Annotated in this window: 14 protein-coding genes and 1 pseudogene; 6 read left to right on the top strand and 9 right to left on the bottom strand. The window is 64.5% G+C overall.

The features are described from left to right. Both thrS and infC read left to right on the top strand, forming a co-directional pair. The gene (gene thrS / locus U1839_RS17615) at positions 1-1,992 is read left to right on the top strand and encodes a threonine--tRNA ligase (RefSeq protein WP_332804894.1); all 1,992 of its coding nucleotides are present in this window, start codon (positions 1-3) and stop codon (positions 1,990-1,992) included. A 282-nt stretch (positions 1,993-2,274) separates the two neighbouring features. Continuing rightward, a complete protein-coding gene (gene infC / locus U1839_RS17610) occupies positions 2,275-2,799 on the top strand; it encodes a translation initiation factor IF-3 (protein WP_332804893.1) in 525 nt (174 codons plus the stop codon). A gap of 357 nt (positions 2,800-3,156) precedes the next feature. Here infC and U1839_RS17605 read toward each other — a convergent pair whose 3' ends face one another. The 3 genes from U1839_RS17605 to U1839_RS17595 all read right to left on the bottom strand — a co-directional run bounded on the left by U1839_RS17605 (position 3,157) and on the right by U1839_RS17595 (position 9,135). Continuing rightward, a complete protein-coding gene (locus U1839_RS17605; protein WP_332804892.1) occupies positions 3,157-5,547 on the bottom strand; it encodes a TonB-dependent receptor in 2,391 nt (796 codons plus the stop codon). A 445-nt stretch (positions 5,548-5,992) separates the two neighbouring features. After that, complete coding sequence (locus U1839_RS17600; RefSeq protein WP_332804891.1) at positions 5,993-6,373, bottom strand: VOC family protein; 381 nt, start codon at positions 6,371-6,373, stop codon at positions 5,993-5,995. A gap of 14 nt (positions 6,374-6,387) precedes the next feature. Continuing rightward, positions 6,388-9,135 carry a [protein-PII] uridylyltransferase gene (locus U1839_RS17595; protein ID WP_332804890.1) on the bottom strand — a complete coding sequence of 916 codons (2,748 nt, stop codon included), beginning with the start codon at positions 9,133-9,135 and terminating at the stop codon, positions 6,388-6,390. A 108-nt stretch (positions 9,136-9,243) separates the two neighbouring features. On the opposite strand from U1839_RS17595, the gene U1839_RS17590 reads away from it, so the two are divergent. The 3 genes from U1839_RS17590 to U1839_RS17580 all read left to right on the top strand — a co-directional run bounded on the left by U1839_RS17590 (position 9,244) and on the right by U1839_RS17580 (position 12,037). Continuing rightward, positions 9,244-9,717: a hypothetical protein gene (locus U1839_RS17590; protein WP_332804889.1), complete on the top strand. Its 474-nt coding sequence runs from the start codon at positions 9,244-9,246 to the stop codon at positions 9,715-9,717. An 84-nt stretch (positions 9,718-9,801) separates the two neighbouring features. Further along, a complete protein-coding gene (locus U1839_RS17585; RefSeq protein ID WP_332804888.1) occupies positions 9,802-10,338 on the top strand; it encodes a glycine zipper 2TM domain-containing protein in 537 nt (178 codons plus the stop codon). 106 nt (positions 10,339-10,444) lie between these two features. Beyond that, the gene (locus tag U1839_RS17580) at positions 10,445-12,037 is read left to right on the top strand and encodes a methyl-accepting chemotaxis protein (protein WP_332804887.1); all 1,593 of its coding nucleotides are present in this window, start codon (positions 10,445-10,447) and stop codon (positions 12,035-12,037) included. A gap of 229 nt (positions 12,038-12,266) precedes the next feature. On the opposite strand, the gene mutS is transcribed toward U1839_RS17580, so the two are convergent. Continuing rightward, the gene (mutS, locus tag U1839_RS17575; protein WP_332804919.1) at positions 12,267-14,966 is read right to left on the bottom strand and encodes a DNA mismatch repair protein MutS; all 2,700 of its coding nucleotides are present in this window, start codon (positions 14,964-14,966) and stop codon (positions 12,267-12,269) included. A 325-nt stretch (positions 14,967-15,291) separates the two neighbouring features. Between mutS and U1839_RS17570 the strand changes: the two genes are divergently transcribed. Next, entirely contained in the window at positions 15,292-15,855 is a 564-nt protein-coding gene (locus U1839_RS17570; RefSeq protein WP_332804886.1) for a DUF5681 domain-containing protein, read from the top strand. A gap of 798 nt (positions 15,856-16,653) precedes the next feature. On the opposite strand, the pseudogene dnaQ reads toward U1839_RS17570, so the two are convergent. The 5 genes and pseudogenes from dnaQ to U1839_RS17545 form a co-directional block, all read right to left on the bottom strand. Continuing rightward, positions 16,654-17,151 (bottom strand): annotated as a pseudogene (gene dnaQ, locus U1839_RS17565) (DNA polymerase III subunit epsilon); the annotation flags it as partial. A 181-nt stretch (positions 17,152-17,332) separates the two neighbouring features. Continuing rightward, positions 17,333-17,635: a DUF5615 family PIN-like protein gene (locus U1839_RS17560; RefSeq protein ID WP_332804885.1), complete on the bottom strand. Its 303-nt coding sequence runs from the start codon at positions 17,633-17,635 to the stop codon at positions 17,333-17,335. Further along, positions 17,632-17,961 (bottom strand): DUF433 domain-containing protein, encoded by a 330-nt coding sequence (locus tag U1839_RS17555; protein ID WP_332804884.1) that lies wholly within the window; start codon positions 17,959-17,961, stop codon positions 17,632-17,634. Before U1839_RS17555 ends, U1839_RS17560 begins: the two co-directional genes overlap by 4 nt. Positions 17,962-18,067: 106 nt before the next feature. Next, positions 18,068-19,390, bottom strand: a complete 1,323-nt coding sequence (locus U1839_RS17550) for a reverse transcriptase domain-containing protein (RefSeq protein ID WP_332804883.1) — start codon at positions 19,388-19,390, stop codon at positions 18,068-18,070. Between the two features lie 3 nt (positions 19,391-19,393). Next, positions 19,394-19,963 (bottom strand): SLATT domain-containing protein, encoded by a 570-nt coding sequence (locus U1839_RS17545; RefSeq protein WP_332804882.1) that lies wholly within the window; start codon positions 19,961-19,963, stop codon positions 19,394-19,396. Positions 19,964-20,154: the final 191 nt, after the last annotated feature.

Below are 20,154 nucleotides of genomic sequence, written 5' to 3'. Positions count from 1 at the left end.
ATGTCCGCCTTGTTCCGCATCACGCTGCCCGACGGTTCCGTCCGCGAGGTAGCCCCGGGGACTACCCCGGCGGACATTGCCGCGGCGATCGGGCCGGGGCTCGCCAAGGCGGCGATCGCCGCGCGCGTCGATGGCGATCTGCGCGACATCAACCGCCCGTTCGAGGGCAATGCCGATCTCGCGCTCGTCACCTCGCGCGACGAGGCCGACGCGCTCGAACTCGCCCGCCACGATTTCGCGCATATCCTCGCCGAGGCGGTGCAGAACCTTTTCCCCGGCACGCAGATCACCTTCGGCCCGTCGACCGACGACGGCTTCTATTACGACTTCGCCCCGAAGGATCGCCCCTTCACCGAGGAAGACCTGCCCGCGATCGAGGCCGAGATGCGCGCCATTATCGCCCGCAACGAGCCGCTCGTCCGCGAGGTCTGGTCGCGCGAGGACCTGATCAGCGCGTGGCGCAACCAGGGCGAGACCTTCAAGGCCGAATGGGCCGCCGAACTGCCCGCGGGCGAGGAACTGACGGTGTACCGCGCCGGCAGCTGGTTCGACATGTGCGGCGGCCCGCATCTCGCCTCGACCGGCAAGCTCGATCCGCAAGCCTTCAAGCTGACGCGCGTCTCGGGCGCCTATTGGCGCGGCGACCAGAACAACGCGATGCTCAGCCGCATCTACGGCACCGGCTGGCTCAACAAGAAGCAGCTCGACGCGCATCTCTTCCGGCTGGAAGAGGCAGGCAAGCGCGACCATCGCAAGATCGGCCAGGAGATGGACTTGTTCCACCTCCAGTCCGAGGCGCAGGGCTCGGTCTTCTGGCACCCCAAGGGTTATCTCGTGTGGCGCGCGCTCGAGGCCTATATGCGCCGCAAGCTCGACGGCGCCGGTTATGTCGAGGTCAAGACCCCGCAGCTGATGGACGCGCGTCAGTGGGAGCAGTCGGGCCATTGGGGCAAATATCGCGAGAACATGTTCGTCGTCCCCGACGAGATCCCCAGCGTCGATGATGCGGCGCCGATCCTGTCGGGCAAGAGCGACCTGATGGCCTTGAAGCCGATGAACTGCCCGGCGCACATCCTCATCTTCAAGCAGGGCATCAAGAGCTATCGCGACCTGCCGATCCGCATGGCCGAGTTCGGCTGCTGCCACCGCAACGAGCCGCATGGCGCGCTGCACGGCATCATGCGCGTCCGCCAGTTCACCCAGGACGATGCGCACATCTTCGTGCGCGAGGATCAGCTGATCGAGGAGGTGCGCTCCTTCTGCGACCTGCTCGACGGCATCTATCGCGATCTCGGCTTCGAGAAATACGCCATCAAGCTCGCGCTGCGCCCCGACAATCGTTTCGGCTCCGACGCGATGTGGGACACCGCCGAGCAGAATCTGCGCGACGCGGTCAAGGCGGCCGGGCGCGATACCCCCGATTTCGGCTGGGAGGAACTGCCGGGCGAGGGCGCCTTCTACGCGCCCAAGCTCGAATTCCACCTCACCGATGCGATCGGCCGGACCTGGCAGTGCGGCACGATCCAGGCCGACACGGTGCTGCCCGATCGGCTCGACGCGTCCTATGTCGGCGAGGATGGCCAGCGCCACCGCCCGGTGATGCTCCACCGCGCGATCCTCGGCACCTTCGAGCGCTTCATCGGCATCCTGATCGAACACCATGCCGGGCGCTTCCCGCTGTGGCTGGCGCCGGTCCAGGCGGTCGTCGCGACGATCGTGTCCGACGCCGACGACTATGCCCGCGAGGTCATGGCGAAGCTCGCCGCGGCCGGCATCCGCGTCGACACCGACCTGCGCAACGAGAAGATCAACTACAAGGTGCGCGAGCACTCGCTGGCCAAGGTCCCCAACCTGCTCGTCGTCGGCAAGCGCGAGGCCGATGAGGGCACCGTCGCGCTGCGCCAGCTTGGCTCGGACCGCCAGCAGATCCTGTCGCTCGACGACGTCATCGCGCAACTGAAGACCGCGGCGTTGGCGCCGGATCTCGCCTGAACTCCCTCTCCCCTTGTGGGAGAGGGAAGGGGCCCATCGCGAAGCGATGGGAAGGGTGAGGGGGAGTAACGCGGATGTTTCGTTCCGGACTCCCCCTCATCCGCCCCTTCGGGGCACCTTCTCCCACAGGGGGAGAAGGGAATTTGCGCCAGCCCGTCCGACGCATGAAGGCCGTGCCCCGGCGGACGACGAGAGGGGTTTAACGACCACCTTTCGTTTCGCCGCAATAATCCCTATATCGCCCCGACAACAGACTCAGGAGCTTCACCTATCCGTCCTCCCATGACCCGCCAGGCGCCGCCGATGAACGGCCCTCGCTTCAACGAATTCATTGTTTCGCCCAAGGTTCGCGTGATCGATCATGAGGGTGAGAATCTCGGGGTGATGTACACCCGCGAGGCCATGGAGCAGGCCAAGGCGCTCGGGCTCGACCTCGTCGAAGTGTCGCCCAACGCCGATCCGCCCGTCGCCAAGTTCCTCGACGTGGGCAAGTTCAAATACGAGGCGCAGAAAAAGGCCAACCTCGCGCGCAAGTCGCAGAAGACGCAGGAGATCAAGGAGATCAAGATGCGTCCGAACATCGACGACCACGACTATGACACCAAGATGAAGAAGATCATCGAGTTCATCGGTGACGGCGACAAGGTCAAGGTGACGCTGCGCTTCCGCGGTCGCGAGCTCAGCCACGGCCAGCTCGGCATGATCCTGCTGCAGCGCGTCCAGGCCGACACCGCCGAAACCGCCAAGGTCGAGGCCTATCCGCGCATGGAAGGCCGGCAGATGCTCATGGTGCTGTCGCCGAAGTAACGCTCGCGGGGCCGGGCGGTGCATCCACCGCCCGCCTTTCCTGCGGTTCTACCAAAAAGAAATTTGCCCGTCATCCCGGACTTGTTCCGGGATCCACCGTGCCGCGAGCTCCGGCGCCCGACGATGGGTGGATGCCGGAGTTCGGCATGACTGCCTTAAGCCCCTCCCCTTCAGGGGAGGGGTTGGGGGTGGGGCGGTGCCGCATGCGCGGCGTTCATGGAGAGGCCCCACCCCAACCCAGCTGCGGGTGAACGGCGCCCCGCGCCGTTCAGGTCATGCCGGGGGCATGACCGACCCCCAACTCCTGAAGGGGAGGGGCTAGTCTAAGGGCGCCCCAGCCAGCCCCCCCCTAACCAATCAGAACTTCCCGCTAACCTCGATCCCGTAAACCCGCGGCTCGCCGACGATGTATGACGGCACGCCAAAGCCGCCGCCGGTGTTGCCGGCATCGATCAGATAGCGGCGGTTGAGCAGGTTGCGCGCGAAGCCGCCGATCGCATAGCGCCCGTCCGCGAGTTCGACCCCGGCGCGCGCATTGACCAGCACATAAGCCCCCTGGCTGATCGCCTCCTGGTTGGGCAGCTCGAAATACACCTTGCTCTGATACGTCGCCGACGGCGTGGCATAGAAGGTCATCCCCGCCACCGGCACGCGCAGCATCGCGCCGCCCGAGGCGCTGTATTTCGGCTGCAGGCGGAACTGCGCGCCCGAATAGACGCCGTAGCTGGCATTGCTGGCGATCTTGCCGTCGACATAGGCAAAGTTGCCGAACAGCTGGAGCAGCGGGTTGACGCGCAGGTTCGCCTCGACCTCAACGCCCGGGTTGTGCGCCTTGCCGGCGCTCTGCGTCGTGGTCACGCCATTGTTGGTCACCGAGACCTGGAAGCCGTTATACGCCTGGTAGAACATGCCGATCGATCCGCTCAGCGGGCCGACCTTGCCCTTGATGCCGGCTTCGTAATTCCACACCACTTCCTCGGGCACGACTTGCAGCGCGGGCACCACCACCCCGCTCGCGGTCGTCGCCGAGAGCTGCACTACCGGCGAGCGGCGGCCTTTGCTGATCGTGGCATAGACGTTCACATGGTCGGTCAGCCGATACAGGACGTTGAAGCGTGGCAGCACCCCGGTGAAGCTCTTCTGCGCGGTGAAGATCACGGCATTGGTGTTGGCGACGCCCAGAAGGCTGGTCTTCACCCCCAGTCCGGCGAGGATCGTCGAATTGGGCTGGACCGAGCTATAGCCCGACTTGCGCTGCTCGATCAGCAGGCGTGCACCGGCGGTGATCTCGAGCCGCGGCGTCGGTATCCAGGTGCCATCGGCGAACACCGAATAGGTGTCGTTGGTGCCGTAATTGGTGAACACCGACTGATAGGGGATCTGCGTCGCCGCACCGCCCGTCAGCACCGCCGTCGCCTTGGCGCCGGTCACCGTGCCGTTCGGCGCAACGCACCCAGACACGCCGTTTGCCGCCAGGATCGAGCGGATCGCGGCGAAGGACGGGCTGACCGAGCAGGCGAGATAGGTGCCTTCTTCGGTCGAGAAGGGCACGCGCTGCAAATTGTTCTCGAAGAACGCGTTCCAGCCGAACGAGGCGCGGTAATGCTCGCCGGTGAAGTTGAAGCGGCCTTCATGGCTCCACTGGTCGCCGCGCGCATCCTCGGCGAATTCGAGATACCAGGCCGGGCTGCCATCGGCGTCGAACACCTCGTTGCTGTTGAACTTGCGATAGCCGTTGACCGTGGTGAAGGTGACGCCCGGCGCAAGCTGCGCGGTCAGCGTGAAATTGGCATCGTACACATCGCGCTTCAGCCCGAGCTTGGCCGCGCCGAGCACCTGCGCGCTGTACGGCGAGCCCGACAGTTCGGCATAGCTATAGTCGCCGAAATTGCCGCCGGTCGGCGCCAGCGCGCGCGAGCGGAACGCCGTGCCCGGGTTGCGCTGCCCGTCATAGGTCAGCACCAGGCTGGCGGTGATCGCGTTGCTCGGCGTCCAGCGCAGCGAGCCGCGCACGCCGCGTTGGTCCTGCCCGTTGAGGTCGTCCTGGTTGATCTTGCCCTGGTTCTGGTTGGGCACATTGGGGTCGCCGGCAATGTTGCGGACGAAGCCGTCATGATATTTGTAGGCAAAGGCGAGCCGCCCCGACAGCGTATCGTTGCCGGCATTGATGAAGCCGGAAACCTGCGCGCGGTGATAATTGCCATAAGAGGCGGTGAGCCCGGCCGAGGTGCCCGCACGCGGCGGCGCCGAGATGATGTTGACCGCGCCGACCGCCGATGCGGTGCCGAACAGCGTCGCCTGCGGCCCCTTCACCACCTCGATCCGCTCGAGATCGTACAGGTCCTGATAGGCACCGCGCGTCCGCGAGATGTCGACGCCGTTATAATAGAGCGAAACGCGCGCGCCCTGCTGCGACGAGCCGCTGTCCGAGGTGATGCCGCGGATCACGAAACCGGGGTTGTTGTCGCTCTGCTCCTGGATGCGCAGGCCGGGCACGAACAACGCCACCTCGGCGAGCGAATTGACGCCGAGTTCCTGCATCCGCGCGCCGGTCAGTGCCGAGACCGTGATCGGCACGTCCTGCAGCTTCTGCTCGCGCTTCTGCGCCGTCACGATGATGTCGCCGCCCTGCGCTTCGGGCGCATCCGGCGCGATTGACGATGGGGAGGCCACCGACTGGGCGAGCGCCGTCGACGAGGAACAGCCAAGAAGAACGCCTGCAAACGCAAGCGAGAAGGTACCACGCATCACAACGACCCTTTGTTTTTATGGATTGTTGCGGTGCGGTATCGATTCTCGGCGACGGATTCGCGGCGTTTCGATGAAAGTTATGTGACGAAACGAATGTTGTTCAGGTGGGGCGGTTGGGAGCGATGTTCCATGGGATCGGACCGCGCGCGCGACAGGCCGAAAATCGCGGGTCCGGTCGAAATCGGCACTTTCAATGTAGGATTTCGACCGTCATACCGACGTGCGTTCTTTCTCACTGTCGCACATTGCGAACCAGCGCGCCTCCTTAAGCCCCTCCCCTTCAGGGGAGGGGTTGGGGGTGGGGCCGTGCCGCAAGCGCAGCGCTCGGGGAGAAGCCCCACCCCAACCCCTCCCCTGAAGGGGAGGGGCAACATTGCTGATCCGCAAGACCCCGCTTTACAAAATTCCAACTGATCCCCGGCCAATGCCGCGATCAAATCACCTATACCGGCGGCTGCCACAACTCGATCGGGTTACCCTCCGGATCATGGATCCGCGCGAAGCGGCCGGCCTGCGGGTCGTCCCATTCGGGCCGCGTCTCGACCTCGATCCCGGCGGCGGTCAGGCTCGCCAGCAGCGCGTCGATCTCGGTGACGCGCAGATTGAGCATGAAGGCGTGCTCGGCTTTCCAGTAATCCGTCGTCGCCTTGAACGGCGCGAACACCACCGGGCCACCCAACGTCATCCACGACCATTCGTCGGGCTCGCCGGCGCCTTCGGCGGCACAACCGCCGCCGACGCCGAGATGCTCGCGATACCAGGTCGACAGCGCCTCGGGGTCGTGTGCGCGAAAGAACAGTCCGCCAATTCCGTTTACCGGCATCGTCTCACTCCCGTTCAGGCCGCCTTGTCGATCGCCTCGCCGGCTGCCGCCGCCAGCAGGCGGCGCTCGATGCCCTTGAGTCGGGTGCCGTCGGAAATCTTATCGCCGGTCAGGTCGGTTAGATAGAAGGTATCGACGGCGCGTTCGCCATAGGTCGCGACATGCGCCGAATGGATCGTCACGCGCGACTGGAACAGCGTGTGCGCCAGCCGGTTGAGCAGCGCGGGCCGGTCGCGCGCATTGACCTCGATCACCGTGAAGCGGTTCGAGGCGCGGTTGTCGATCAGCACATTGGGCTCGATCGTGAACGCCTCGGCGCGCGCGCGCGGCAGCGGCTTGGCCTTCAGCCGGTCGGCGAGCTTGCCGCGATTGGCCAGCGCATCCTCGATCGCCTGCTTCAGCCGCGTCAGCTGGCCGGCATCGTCGAACGGGCGGCCGAGCGGATCCTGGACGAGGAAATTGTCGAGCGCCATCCCGTCGCGCGTGGTGTGGATGTGCGCGTCGATGATGTTGCCGCCCGCAATGTTGATCGCGCCGGCGATGCGGTAGAACAGCCCGGGATGGTCGGCGGCGTAGATCGTCACCAAAGTCGCGCCGCGCTCGGGATAGACGATCGCCGCGATCGACAGCGGCGTGTCGCCCGCGCCGTCGATCAGCCGGGCATTGTGCGCGAGCACGTCGTCGGGCTCGGCGATCCAATAGGGTTCGGGCAGGCGCTTGACGAAACGGGCGAAGCGATCGTCGTCCCAGCCGAGCACGGCCTGCAACGTCTCCTGCTTCAGGGCGATGCGGTCGGCGCGGCCCTTCTGCTTGTGGCCGAGCCGCAGCACTTCCTCGGCGGATTCGTAGAGGTCGGAGAGCAGCTGGCGCTTCCAGCCGTTCCACACGCCGGGCCCGACCGCGCGGATATCGACCACGGTCAGCACCAGCAGCATGCGCAGCCGTTCCGGGCTCTGCACCGCCTCGCAGAAATCGAGGATCGTCTTGAAGTCCGACAGGTCGCGCTTGAACGCGGTCGCCGACATCAGCAGGTGGAAGCGCACCAGCCAGGCGACGGTCTCGGTCTCGGCCGGGGTCAGCCCGAAGCGCGGGCCGAGCTTGGTCGCGACCTCGGCGCCGAGCACCGAATGGTCGCCGCCACGCCCCTTGGCGATGTCGTGGAGCAACACCGCGACATAGAGCGCGCGGCGCGACACGATCTGCTTCATGATCGCGCTCGACAGCGGATGGTCGGTGTCGAGCTCGCCCTTCTCGATCCGGCTGAGCAAGCCGATCGCACGGATGCTGTGCTCGTCGACGGTGTAGTGATGGTACATGTCGAACTGCATCTGCGCGACGACGCGGCCGAAATCAGGCACGAAGCGGCCGAACACGCCGGTCTCATTCATCCAGCGCAGCACGGTATCGGGCTGGCGCGGCGAGGTCAGCACCTCCATGAACAGCGCGTTGGCCTCGGGGTCGCGGCGATAATCGTCGACCAGCTTGGCGTCGCGCGCGGCGGCGCGCAGCGCGAGCGGGTGGATCTCGATCTCGTTCCTGTCGGCCAGCGCGAACATCTCGATCAGCCGCACCGGGTTCTTGGCGAGAAAATCGTCGTCGGGCAGCGCGAGGCGGCCGCGGTCGAGCACGAAGCCGTTGAGCCGGCGCGGGCTGCGGCGGAAGGTCGGCAGGTTGAAGCGGCGGCCGCGCGCGGCGAACTTCTCGTCGAGATGCGCGAGGAACACGCCGCTGAGATTTCCGACGGTCTTGGCCTGGAGGAAGTAGAATTGCATGAAGCGCTCGACGCGCGATTTGCCGGGACGATCGGCGAAGCGCATGCGGTCGGCGAGCTCGCGCTGCAGGTCGAAGGTCAGCCGGTCCTCGCCGCGTCCGGCGAGCATGTGCAGGTGGCAGCGCACCGCCCAGAGAAAGTTCTCGGCGCGGTGGAACTGGCGATATTCGATCGGGGTGAGCAGCCCGACATCGACCAGCTCTGCGGGATCGGAGACGTTATAGGCGTCCTTGCCGATCCAGAACAAAGTATGGAGATCGCGCAGCCCGCCCTTGCCCTCCTTGACGTTGGGCTCGACGACATAGCGGCTGTCGCCCATCTTGTGGTGGCGTGCCTCGCGCTCGGCGAGCTTGTCGGCGATGAAGGCGCGGGTGGTGCCCGCCTGCACCTCCTTGCGGAAGCGCGCGGCGGCCTCGTCGTAGAGCGACTGGTCGCCCCACACGTAGCGCGCCTCGAGCAACGCGGTGCGGATCGTGATGTCGCTCTTGGCCTGGCGCACCATCTCGTCGAGCGAGCGGCTGCTATGGCCGATCTTGAGCCCGAGATCCCACAGCGCATAGAGCATCGACTCGATCACCTGCTCGGCCCAGCCGGTCTGCTTCCACGGCGTGAGGAAGGCGATGTCGACATCGGAATAGGGCGCCATCTCGCCGCGGCCATAACCGCCGACCGCGATGAGCGTCAGCCGCTCGGCGGTGGTGCGGTTGCTGTTGCGGTGAAGCCGCTGGGTAGCGAAGTCGAACAGCAGGCGCAGGATCTGGTCGATCAGAAAGGCCTGGCCGGCAGCGGCCTCGATCCCGCGCGACGGGTGCTCGACCAGCCGGCGCGCGATCTCGGCGCGGCCGGCGTCGAGCGCGGCCTTGAGCTGGACGGTGGCGGCGCGGCGCAGCGTCGCGGTGTCCCCGCCCTCGATCGCGGCGAGCGCGTCGGCAAGGGTGCGGCGATCGATGATCGCGCGGCGGTGCGGCAGGGTGTCGAAGCGCGCGGGCATGGTGGCGGGTCAGTTCCTCTGGGGGCGGGGGTCACCCCGGCGGATGCAATCGTTACGGGTGCATGATAGGTTCGTAACAGCGCGAGCGACGCGCGGGGGAGAGAATAGATGCGAGGACTTGCGATAGCATTGACCGGCCTGGCCTGCGCGGCGCTGCCACTGCCGGCGCTGGCGAAGGACGCCGCGGTCGAGGCGCCGATCAGGACGTTCGTCGCCAGCTTCAACAAGGGCGACGTGCCCGCCGCCGCTGCGACGCACGACAGGGACGTGGCGATCATCGACGAGGTTGCGCCCTATCGCTGGAGCGGCGCCGGGGCATTCGACGGCTGGCTCGCGGCGCTGGCGGCGGATTCCAGGGCAAAGGGTATCACCGACCAGAGCGTGACGATCAGCGACCCGACGCGTGAGCTGGTCACCGGCGCCGACGCCTATGTCGTTGTGCCGGCGGTCTATCGCTTCAGGCAGAAGGGCGTCGCGATGACCGAGACCGCGCAGTTCGCCTTTTCGTTGCACAAGGGCGAAGCGGGCTGGAAGATCAGCGGCTGGACCTGGACCGGGCCCGACGCGGTTGCGGCAAGATAAGCCAGTCAAGGCATGTTCAGGACGGACATGCAACGAAGTGCCGCGTTCGGACGTTGGCGTGCCGATCCACAGGAGGATATGATGATGAAGCGTTTCACCACTCTCGCCACGATCGTGGCCACCGGCTGCATGGCGCTGGCCAGCCCGTCGTTCGCGCAGAGCGCGCGCGACGATGCGCGGTTCGACGCGGCGCAGCGCCGGTTCCAGAACGAGCTGTCGCTGTTCCAGCAGGAATTCGATCGCTACCAGCAGGCGCGCGCGGCCAATCGCGGTGGCGGCGGCTATTACGACTCGCGCCAGCCGCCGCAGCAGGGTTATCTGATCGATGACCGCGACGAGAGCGGCTATGACGCCTCGCGCTATTATCGCCCCGGCCCGAACTATCAGGAGCGGACGCTGTCCAACGACGACCGCATCTATCGCGGCACCGACGGGCGCTATTACTGCAAGCGCAACGACGGCACGACCGGGCTGGTGCTCGGCGCGGTCGGCGGTGGCATTCTCGGCAATGTGATCGACGGCGGTCACAGCCGCGCGGTCGGCACGCTGCTGGGCGGCGCGCTCGGCGCGATCGCCGGCCAGGCGCTCGACCGCAACTCGGCGCAGATCCGCTGCCGCTGAGTGACGCGTGATGGAGGCGGCGGCCCGGGTCGGGTCGCCGCGCTTCATGGTCAACGCTCGATTAACCATTGCGCTCTACCCTCCCGTTGCTGGTGAGGGGAACAGCGTGGACGTACGGGCGGCGGTAGGGGGCTTCTGGCACCGGTGGCGAACGATGTTCGTCGACCGCGACAGCCTGCCCGACCGGATCGCCGCGACGACGCGCGTGATCCACAGCTTCGCCATCCCCAATCTGCTGGCATCGTTCGGCCTGAGCGGCATCTATGCGCTCAAGCTCGGTAACCCGCTGCTGCTGGTCGCGACGCCGCTGATGGTGGCGGCGATCGCCGCGTCGTTCCTGCTGCTGCCCGGCAGCCGCTTCACGCGCATCGCCTATCCGGATCCGCGCAAGGCGCAGGTCGCGCTGCTCGCTTATGGTCTCGCGATCGGCATTGCGTGGTTCGCGCTGCTCACCTTGCTGTCCGTGGCGCTGGGGCCGGTCGACCAGATCGCGCTGCTGTGCGTGACGGTCGCGGTGGTGTGCGCCGGCGGGCTGGTCTTCGCGCTGATGCCCGAGGTGGCGATCGCCTTCATGGGCGTCGTCGCGCTCCGGCTGGTTTTCGACCTGTTGCCGCTCGTCGCCAGCCCGCTCTTCTACGCACTGGCGATCGCCGGCTTCGTCGCGATGCTCGCCACGCTGATGCTCGGTCAGGCCGAGCTGTTCGCTGCACGGACCGAGGCGGGCGCCGAGCTCCGCGCGCTCGAACGCCAGCGCCACGCCGAGGAAGCCGCCGCGCTCGCCGCGCGCCAGGCACTCGCGTTGCGCGAGGAGGAAGCACGGCACGAGGCGCGCGCCGCCGCCGAGCAGGCCCGCCGTGACGCGCTGGCCGAACATGCCGCGCGCTTCGAGAGCCAGGTGATGGGCGTGGTCGCAAAGCTCGGCGCGGTGGTCGCGCGGCTCGGCGAGTCGACCGGGCAGCTCGCCCAGTCGAGCGCGCTCGGCCAGGCGCGGGTGACCGCGGTGAGCAAGCGCGCGGTGATCGTCGCGGGGTCGATGAGCGGGGCGATGGCCGCCACCAGGCAGATGCACGACGCGATCGGAGCGATCGGTCGCGAGGTCGATGGCCAGGTCGCCGCGACCGAGGACGCCGCCCACGCCGCCGCGCGCGCCCGCGAGCACGCCGCCGCGCTGGCGACGCATGGCAACACCGCGACAACGATCGTCGGCCTGATCGAGGACATCGCCGCGCGCACCAACGTGCTCGCACTCAACGCGCTGATCGAGGCGGCGCGCAGCGGCGCGGCCGGGGCCGGCTTCGCGGTCGTCGCCGGCGAGGTCAAGGCGCTGGCCGGGCAGGCGAGCGCCGCTGCCGCCAGCATCGCCGCGCGACTGGTCGACATGGAGCAATGCACCGCCGCGGTGACGCAGTCGGTCGTCGCGATCGGCGACGATGTCGGCCGCATCGTCGCCGGTGCGACCGACATCGCGGCGACGATCGTCGAGCAACGCGGCGCGACCGACGCGATCCATGCCGAGGTCGACCAGGCCGCGCATGGCGCCCAGTCGGTCGAGAGCGACCTGCAGGAGGTCGCCGCCGGCGCCGCGCTTGCCGGCGAGCTGGCGGTGATGCTGAGCGGGCTGGCGGAGGCGATCTCCGGCCAGTCGGCCGCGCTGTCCGACGCCGCCACGGCGTTCGCGGGCGATCTGCGCGCGGGGTGATGCCACCTTCCTTCTCCCCTTGTGGGAGAAGGTGGCCCGCAGGGCCGGATGAGGGGAAGTCGAGAACGGAACGTTCGCGTGAGTCCCCCTCACCCTTCCGCCGCTGCGCGGCTCCCTCCAGCATCGGGTGAACAGCGCCCCGCGCTGTTCAGATTGTGCCGGGGGCACAATCGACCCGATGCTCCCACAAGGGGAGAGGGAAAGCACGGCGCTTCCGTCAGGCAGCACTTCAATCCTCACGGCTCAGCGCCTTCAACCGATAGAGCACCTCGAGCGCCTCGCGCGGGGTGAGGGCGTCGACGTCGAGCCCCTCGACCTCCGCGCGGATCGCGTCGCCTTGTTCCTCCTCGATCGCGGCCATCGCGGCGAAGAGGGGCAAGTCGTCGAGACCGGCCGCGATGCCGCCGGTCTTCTCGCGGCCGGCCTCGAGCTTGGCCAGCACCGCCTTGGCGCGGGCGACGGTGGCGGGGGGCATGCCGGCGAGGCGGGCGACGGCGAGGCCGTAGCTGCGGTCGGCGGGGCCGGTGCTGACCTCGTGCAGCAGGACGAGCTCGCCCTTCCACTCGCGCGCTCTCACATGGTGGAGCGACAGCGCGTCGCAGCGTTCGGCGAGGCGGGTCAGCTCGTGATAATGCGTTGCGAACAGGCAGCGGCAGCGATTGTCCTCATGGATCGCCTCGACCACCGCCCAGGCGATGGCGAGCCCGTCATAGGTCGAGGTGCCGCGACCGACCTCGTCGAGGATGACGAAGCTCTGCGGCGTGGCTTGCGCCAGGATCGCGGCGGTCTCGACCATCTCGACCATGAAGGTCGAGCGGCCGCGTGCGAGATTGTCCGACGCGCCGACGCGGCTGAACAGGCGATCGACCAGGCCGAGCTTCGCGCGCGTCGCGGGGACGAAGGCGCCGGCCTGGGCAAGCACGGCGATGAGCGCGTTCTGGCGCAGGAAGGTCGACTTGCCGCCCATGTTCGGACCCGTGACGAGCCACAACCGCGAGGCCTCCGACAGCGTGCAGTCATTGGCGACGAAGCGCTGGCCGCTCTTCGCCAGCGCGGCCTCGACCACCGGGTGGCGGCCGCCCTCGACCTCGAAACAGGCGTCGGGCGAGAGCGACGGGCGGGTCCAGCCGCCCTCGATCGCGCGTTCCGCCAGCCCCGCCGCGACGTCGAGCCGGGCGAGCGCGTCGGCGGTGGCGGCGATGGGCTCGCGCCGGTCGAGCGCGGCGGCGGTGAGGTCTTCAAGATGTGCGGCCTCGGCGGCGAGCGCGTGCGCGCCGGCCTGGCTGACCTTGATGGCATGCTCGTGCAGTTCGGGCGCGTTGAAGCGCACCACGCCGGCGAGCGTCTGGCGGTGGGTGAAGCCGCTGTCGGGGCGCATCAGCGGATCGGCGAAGCGCGCGGCGACCTCGATATGGTAACCGAGCACGCCGTTGTGGCGGATCTTGAGCGAGGGCGTGCCGGTCTGCTCGCGGTACTTCGCCTCGAGCGCGGCGATGGCGCGGCGGCCGCCGGCGCCGGCATCGCGCAGGTCGTCGAGTGCTGCGTCATAGCCTTCGGCGATGTAGCCGCCGTCGGAGGCGTCGATCGGCGGCATGGGGACGAGCGCGCGGCGGAGGAGGTCGATCAGCGGGGTGTGGCCGCGGAGTTGGGGGATCAGGTCGGCGAGGAGTTCGACACCAGACTGCGTTGCGTGAGTCTCACGCCCCTCCCCTTCAGGGGAGGGGATGGGGGTGGGGCCTCTCCGCGAATCCAACGCCTGCGGAGTTTGCGGCACTGCCCCACCCCAACCCCTCCCCTGAAGGGGAGGGGCTAAGCGGGCGGTGAGGGCTTCCGCGCCTTCGAGGCCGTCGCGGAGTTGGCCGAGATCGCGTGGCGAGCCCCTACCGGCGGCGATGCGGCCCAGCGCGCGGCCGATGTCGGGGAGGGTGCGGAGCGTGGTGCGCAAGGACTCGCGCAGGCCGCTATCGGCGACGAACAGCGCGACGAGATCGAGCCGGGCCTCGATCGCCGCGATATCCATCAGCGGGGCGCCGAGATCGGCGGCGAGCAGGCGGGCGCCGGCGCCGGTGAGGGTGCGGTCGACCGCGTCGAGCAGGCTGCCCTTGCGGCCGCCGCCGCTCGCCTGGGTCAGCTCGAGGCTCTCGCGCGTCGCGGCGTCGATCGCTATCCCGTCCCTTGCGGCGGCGAGGCGGGGCGGGCGCAGGAAGGGCAGGGCGCCCTTGGCGGCATGTTCGAGATAGGCGACCAGCCCGCCAGCGGCGGCGAGCGCGGCGCGGCTGAAGCTGCCGAAACCGTCGAGCGTGGAGACGCCGTAGAGCCGGTGGAGCCGATCGACGGCGCCGCCGCTGTCGAAATCGGCGCGCGGGCGCGTGCCGTCGGTGGCGTGGCCGGCATGCGCCGAGTCTTCGGCGGCGATGACCTCGGCCGGGTTCAGCCGCGCGAGCTCGGCGGCGAGGCCGGCGGCGTCGGCCTCGATCACCTCGAAGCGGCCGGTCGAGATGTCGGCGGCGGCGATCGCGACCCCGCCTGCCGCCTCGCCGATCGCGACGCACCAATTGGCGGTGCGCGCGTCGAGCAAAGCCTCCTCGGTCAGCGTGCCGGCGGTGACGAAGCGGATGATCGCGCGGTTGACCAGCGCCTTGGAGCCGCGCGCCTTGCGGGCGGCCTCGGGGCTTTCGGTCTGTTCGGCGATGGCGACGCGGTGGCCGGCCTTGATCAGCCGGGCGAGATACCCTTCGGCGGCATGGACCGGCACGCCGCACATCGGGATCGGTACGCCGCCATGTTCACCGCGCGCGGTGAGCGCGATGTCGAGCGTGGCGGCGGCGGCCCGGGCATCGTCGAAGAACAGCTCGAAGAAATCGCCCATGCGGTAGAACAGCATGGAATCGCCGGCCTCGGCCTTGAGCGCGTGATATTGCGCCATCATCGGGGTGGGGGCGGTGGTGGCGCCATCTGACTTGGGGGCGGACATGGGGGCGAAGTAGCGGGAAATTGCCCGCACGTCATGCGCCAGCATGCGACCACGCGGCTTCACGTTTACGTAAAGCTGCGATTTTTCTTGCGCGTGGAATCGACGCGGTTTTGTGGCGCGGGAAGCGTGACGGATCAGCGGGTTAAGGGGTGCGCTCCCTGTTCTCGCGGAACAAGAGAAAACAAGCGCCGTAACAAGACGGCGGCGCGCGGCGTGATTCAACCGCGGCGCAATCTCGCGGATAGGGCGAATCGGACAAGACATCGCCGAGGGTAATATGATGAGCGAGGAAGGCGTTGAATCTGGCCGTGCGCGCGACGCCGGGCCGGTGGCGGAGCAGCAGGCGGCCGAGCAGGAGGCGCCGGGGCAGCAAATCGCGGTCGGGGCGCCGCAGCCGCGCGGGCCGCACCGGTTCCGCAAAGGGCAGTCGGGCAATCCGGCGGGCCGGCCGCGCCGGCAGCGCGCGACCGGCGGGCCGGGCGACCGCCTGCCCGGCGCGGACGAGCCGACGCGGGCGATGATCCTGGCCGAGGCTTACCGCATGATGCGCGTGGAGGAGGACGGGCGGACGATCGAGCTGCCGGCGCACCAGGCGGTGATGCGCGCGATGATCCGCAATGCGGTGGCGGGCAGCCGCATCGCGCAGTGGCGCTTCACGCAGATCGTGCAGGAGGCGGAGCGGCAGACCAAGCAGGAGCAGGTGACGCTGTACAATGCGTTCGAGTGGCAGGGCCTGTTGCGCGAGCCGAAGCCGACGCGGGAGAGCGAGATCATCGTGGATCCGCGGTCGAGCCTGTCGGTGGTGGTGCGGCCGGGTGGGACGGGGGGGAGCCATGGAGGATGAGTAGGGGAGGTTGCCGGTGGGGCGGGGGGTGGCGCGCGGTAGAGGGCAGGCGGACGCGCCGTGGCGCTTCACGTAGATTGTGCAGGAGGCGGAGCGGCAGCGGAAGGTAGCGCAGGAGGCGCTGAATAATGTATTCGAGCGCGGCGAATATGGGAAGCCCGAGGTGGCGCTGATGCCGGATAACAACGTGATTTACGATGAGTAGACGCGGAAGATAGTCGTGCGGGGTGGGGATGGGTGAGGACAAATCACAGCTGGGATTGAGATCGCTGCCGGTGGAAAATCAGGGGGCTCGTTAGGTGTTAAATTCTATTCAAGCAATCTCTACCGGTGTAATAAAATATGCTGTATCGCCTCGATTATGGGTCTGAGCAGTCCCGCCAAATCAGCTGTCAAGAGAACGAGGCTAGGACCGACCGCCTTGCCAGCGGTTTTCGCCGCCTCATCCACAAAGATATTTGTCTTTTCGAGAAGCCATTTCATCAAAGCTTTAACAAGCTTGAGGGCGCGTTTTATTGAAGCCAAGCATAATGCGAGTACGACTGATCGTGGCTCATCGCTGGCCAATTCTGCTGACGCTGCAATCGTGGCAACCGCGCCCTGTTCCAATGTCGCTGTTTGGCTGCGAGAAATTGCTAGTGATGGCAGATTGTGACCCATTTCCCCGTAGGATGTGCGCGTGCTCATTACAGCGAGTAGATCCCGCAGCTGTAACAATGAACCGGCTGCCTCTTCCAAACTGCTAGCGAGCGCATGGAAATCTGACGCGAGCTCGACTGTTTCGGGAACGTCGCGTTTTAATGCGACATAGACTTGCGAGAGCAATTGGGCATCAAGCAACGCGCCGTGTAGCACACGGTGGTTGCGCTCGATGCCGTATCGCGCGCAGAGCGCATCAAGGCTATGCTTAGCGCCGGGATGGCGAGTGCGGGCCAGAACGATTGTATCGATCATGCGCGCCGCATCGATCTTGGCGCGGCCGCAACGTTGCAGTTCGCCATTGAGGAAGCTGAAATCAAAGGACGCATTGTGTGCAACTAGCGGGCCGTCGCCGAGAAACTCGAGCAAAGCATCGGCCTGCGTAGCAAACAGCGGTTTATCTGATAGGAAGGCATCACTCAATCCATGGACGCGCTGCGCCTCGGCGGGCATCGCACGCTCAGGATGAAAATAGGCGTGAAAAGTCCGCCCCGTCTCAATCGAGTTGACGATCTCAATACAGCCGACTTCAACCAAACGGTCACCATCATCGAAACTAAATCCGGTGGTTTCGGTATCGAATACGATCTCGCGCATCATAAATGACTATCAGCAGGCCCTAAGATGGGCAACTGACGCCATCGAGGCCGCTCATGCCCACCTTAGAAAGGATATAAATCCATCAGTTTGGGGAGAAGGCTGAGATTACGATGCTAGTTTACCCGGTGCACTAAACTCTCGCCGCAGCCGCATTGCTCACGGCGTTTCGATGAAGCGCTCACCGAATGGGAGCAGCGCGGATTTTTGCCCGAGCGCGGTTCCAGCCACGTGCCAGTGCGCAATTTTTTGTCGCGTTGCCGCAGCTCAGCCATATGAGCGCGAAGCGATCGGGCAGGCGCAGTACGACGAAATCCTCGTCTTTCGTGACCAGGATCATGCCGCCCGTTTCAGCATATGCGGCGATGGCTGCGTCGCTTGCCGCCCCAAGACCGATCTCACTGACATGCTGTGCCGTTTCACCGCGCGCGTCGATCCACCGGCATGGCGCCGGCGGGAGTTGCGCATCGACGAGGAAGGTCATTCGGCGGCGAGGACGATCGGGTGATCCGCCGCCGCCGCCGCGTAGGAAAGTGCGGCGCGCACGTCTTCCTCAACCAGATACGGAAAGTCTGCGACGATTTCGGCGGTGCTCGCGCCACCGGCGAGCATCTCCAATATGTCGGTTACCCGCACCCGCGTGCCCGCAATGACAGGCCTGCCGCCGCATATCGCGGGATCGACGGCAATTCTTGGAAAGCCGGATAACCTCATGCGGGCAAAATGTCGCAACTGCCCGAAGCGGTCAACCTGCGGGGCTTTGCGCAGCGTTTGATGCGACGTGAGTTCGGGGGTTATTGCACGTGGCACAGTAATCGCCTGTGCGGCTTTGCGCCGCGTTTGGTGCGACGCGAGTTCGGAGGTTATTGCTCGTGTCACGGAATCACCGGATCACGGGGAATCGCCGATCACCGCCCTAGGAGAAAGAATCCAATAAATCCTGCTCAAGATCTGCGACTTCTCGCGCAACGATAGTTTTAAACTCAGTATCGGTTATCTCAATTGACCTTGATGCAAGCTCCTCCATACTGGCACCAGTAATTGAAGATATTAACTCATATTGTTGCTCAAGAGAAAACGCGTCAAAATTTGGAATGTAGTTAGATGATTCCCCTTTATATCTTATCTCGTAATAAGTTTTTATAAACCGACACGGAGGTTCTTTATCATATGGAACCCCAACTCGCGCAATTTGCAATTTAACAAAATCATCGAGAAATCTAAGTTGCGACATATCTTCGGTTTGTGAGAAAAACATAAGCCATCCTTTGCGTTTCCCATCTACAATGCATCCAGTTATTCTTAAATTTAATTTAAAAATAAATTGATTGTAATTTCGCTTATACTTATAAAATGTGAATACCTTGGATAAGTTGGCAAACATACGGTTGTAGGAAGAATCGCGAACAGATGTCTTGAGAGGGGTAAGGTGATATCCAATATAATCTATACCATCCGAAATACGCTTCTCTTCGGTTTTACCACTTCGGCCCATGGCGTGTGGAGTCAGCATGAGCTTTGATAGGCCATCATGAACAGAAATGTAGCGATTTTTTAATTCTCGCGATGGGCATACAATAAGAATATCGTCAACGTATCGGTGATACGTTCCAAGGGCAATTTGTGTGCGGTCAAATTCAATCATATATATTGAAGAAAGTATACTGGAGACACTTAATCCTTGCGGGATGCCGACGGTTCGTGGCGACGATTGCTTCGTGAAGCCGGTAGGGTTGCTTAGGGCTTTTTGCATAAAGTCTAACAGAAATCGCTCGACGCCGATATTTTTCAACTGTTCTGTCAACAGGGTATGGTCGATGTTGGGAAAAAAATCTCTCACATCGACGCGGAGGAATGACAGCGGCTCGGTTGAGCCTCGGATTAAATCGGAAATCGATTTTATGTAGCGGTGTGGAGGCAGGGTTCGGGAAGCGGGAGCGAGCGCCGACAGGGAGTTGCAAGCGGCACGGAGCGCCAAACGGTCTCTGACGGTCGGAATTGAAATTTGCCGAGGAAGGCGGTCTGATCCCCGCGATATGAGTTTTTCCCTGTAAGGCGTGAATCGATAGGTCGATGCCAACACCTTTCTTGATATTAAGTTAGTTTCCTCGTCCAGATTTCTGCCAAATACTTTTAAACGAGTGCCGTCGAGTCCGACAGCTTGTGATTTAATCACACGCGTTTCGAACAGATTTTTCAAGTGACGGTGGTCAAAGTGACCAGTTTGGGAAATTTCCATCGCTCAGTGCCAGTTGAACCAGAGCCAAATTGCCAGCGGAAATAAGAATAAAATCACAGATAAGAGAAAATTTAATAATAATCTCATTGAGCCTACGACAACGACGTACGTGCCTAGTGTAATTTTACCGTCCTCGTTCGAAATCGCGTCTCCGCGTTTCCAGGCATCGAAGAGAAGGTTATCATAGTCGCTGGTTGAGTGATTAGGGTAATGAATAAGAAGGTCATGATATTGATTTAGCTTTGTTTGCGCGTCGCATTGTGACTTATATATCGCCTGCATGCGCAAGTAGCAGTCACGATGTTGGTTCGCCACGTCATCAAACTTAAAGCCATAAATGACGAGAGATAAACCGAATGTTAGCACAGATATAATGAGCGAGGTCTGAGAAGCCGAAGATTCACCTATTTTCGTGGCGACGCTTCCCTGATAAATACTGAAAACTATTGAAAGAAATGCGTACCAGCTGAGCCCGAGGTGACTCAGTAGCGCATACCTTCTAAATCTTCGCTCCGAATTAATTCGAGCTTTGTAGGTGAGCCAAATACGCGATATTTTTTGCGTGTCGCTCATTTGATGCTCCTTGGTGTGGTGCGGGCACGAAGGATTGGAAGCATCTTTTTACTCTTACGAAGAAAGCCAAGGCTGAGATTTCCCCGACTTACAAGAACAGCCCACTAAGTGAGCTGGCGCCGTTTTAAGGGCGCCCTGCCCGCACCACGAAGCGTTTTATGTTGGAATGCCTGAAAGCGCAACCAAACGAG

The organism is Parasphingomonas halimpatiens (assembly GCF_036663795.1).
GTDB lineage: Bacteria > Pseudomonadota > Alphaproteobacteria > Sphingomonadales > Sphingomonadaceae > Sphingomonas.
This window is presented reverse-complemented; position numbering and strand designations above follow the sequence as displayed.

Bases quoted from the DNA above. Each gene is read 5' to 3' on its own strand.
- U1839_RS17605 (WP_332804892.1), bottom strand. From the start codon at position 5,547: ATGCGTGGTACCTTCTCGCTTGCGTTTGCAGGCGTTCTTCTTGGCTGT.
- U1839_RS17585 (WP_332804888.1), top strand. From the start codon at position 9,802: ATGAAGCGTTTCACCACTCTCGCCACGATCGTGGCCACCGGCTGCATG.
- U1839_RS17570 (WP_332804886.1), top strand. From the start codon at position 15,292: ATGAGCGAGGAAGGCGTTGAATCTGGCCGTGCGCGCGACGCCGGGCCG.
- U1839_RS17545 (WP_332804882.1), bottom strand. From the start codon at position 19,963: ATGAGCGACACGCAAAAAATATCGCGTATTTGGCTCACCTACAAAGCT.
- thrS (WP_332804894.1), top strand. From the start codon at position 1: ATGTCCGCCTTGTTCCGCATCACGCTGCCCGACGGTTCCGTCCGCGAG.
- U1839_RS17550 (WP_332804883.1), bottom strand. From the start codon at position 19,390: ATGGAAATTTCCCAAACTGGTCACTTTGACCACCGTCACTTGAAAAAT.
- mutS (WP_332804919.1), bottom strand. From the start codon at position 14,966: ATGATGGCGCAATATCACGCGCTCAAGGCCGAGGCCGGCGATTCCATG.
- U1839_RS17600 (WP_332804891.1), bottom strand. From the start codon at position 6,373: ATGCCGGTAAACGGAATTGGCGGACTGTTCTTTCGCGCACACGACCCC.
- U1839_RS17590 (WP_332804889.1), top strand. From the start codon at position 9,244: ATGCGAGGACTTGCGATAGCATTGACCGGCCTGGCCTGCGCGGCGCTG.
- infC (WP_332804893.1), top strand. From the start codon at position 2,275: ATGACCCGCCAGGCGCCGCCGATGAACGGCCCTCGCTTCAACGAATTC.
- U1839_RS17595 (WP_332804890.1), bottom strand. From the start codon at position 9,135: ATGCCCGCGCGCTTCGACACCCTGCCGCACCGCCGCGCGATCATCGAT.
- U1839_RS17560 (WP_332804885.1), bottom strand. From the start codon at position 17,635: ATGACCTTCCTCGTCGATGCGCAACTCCCGCCGGCGCCATGCCGGTGG.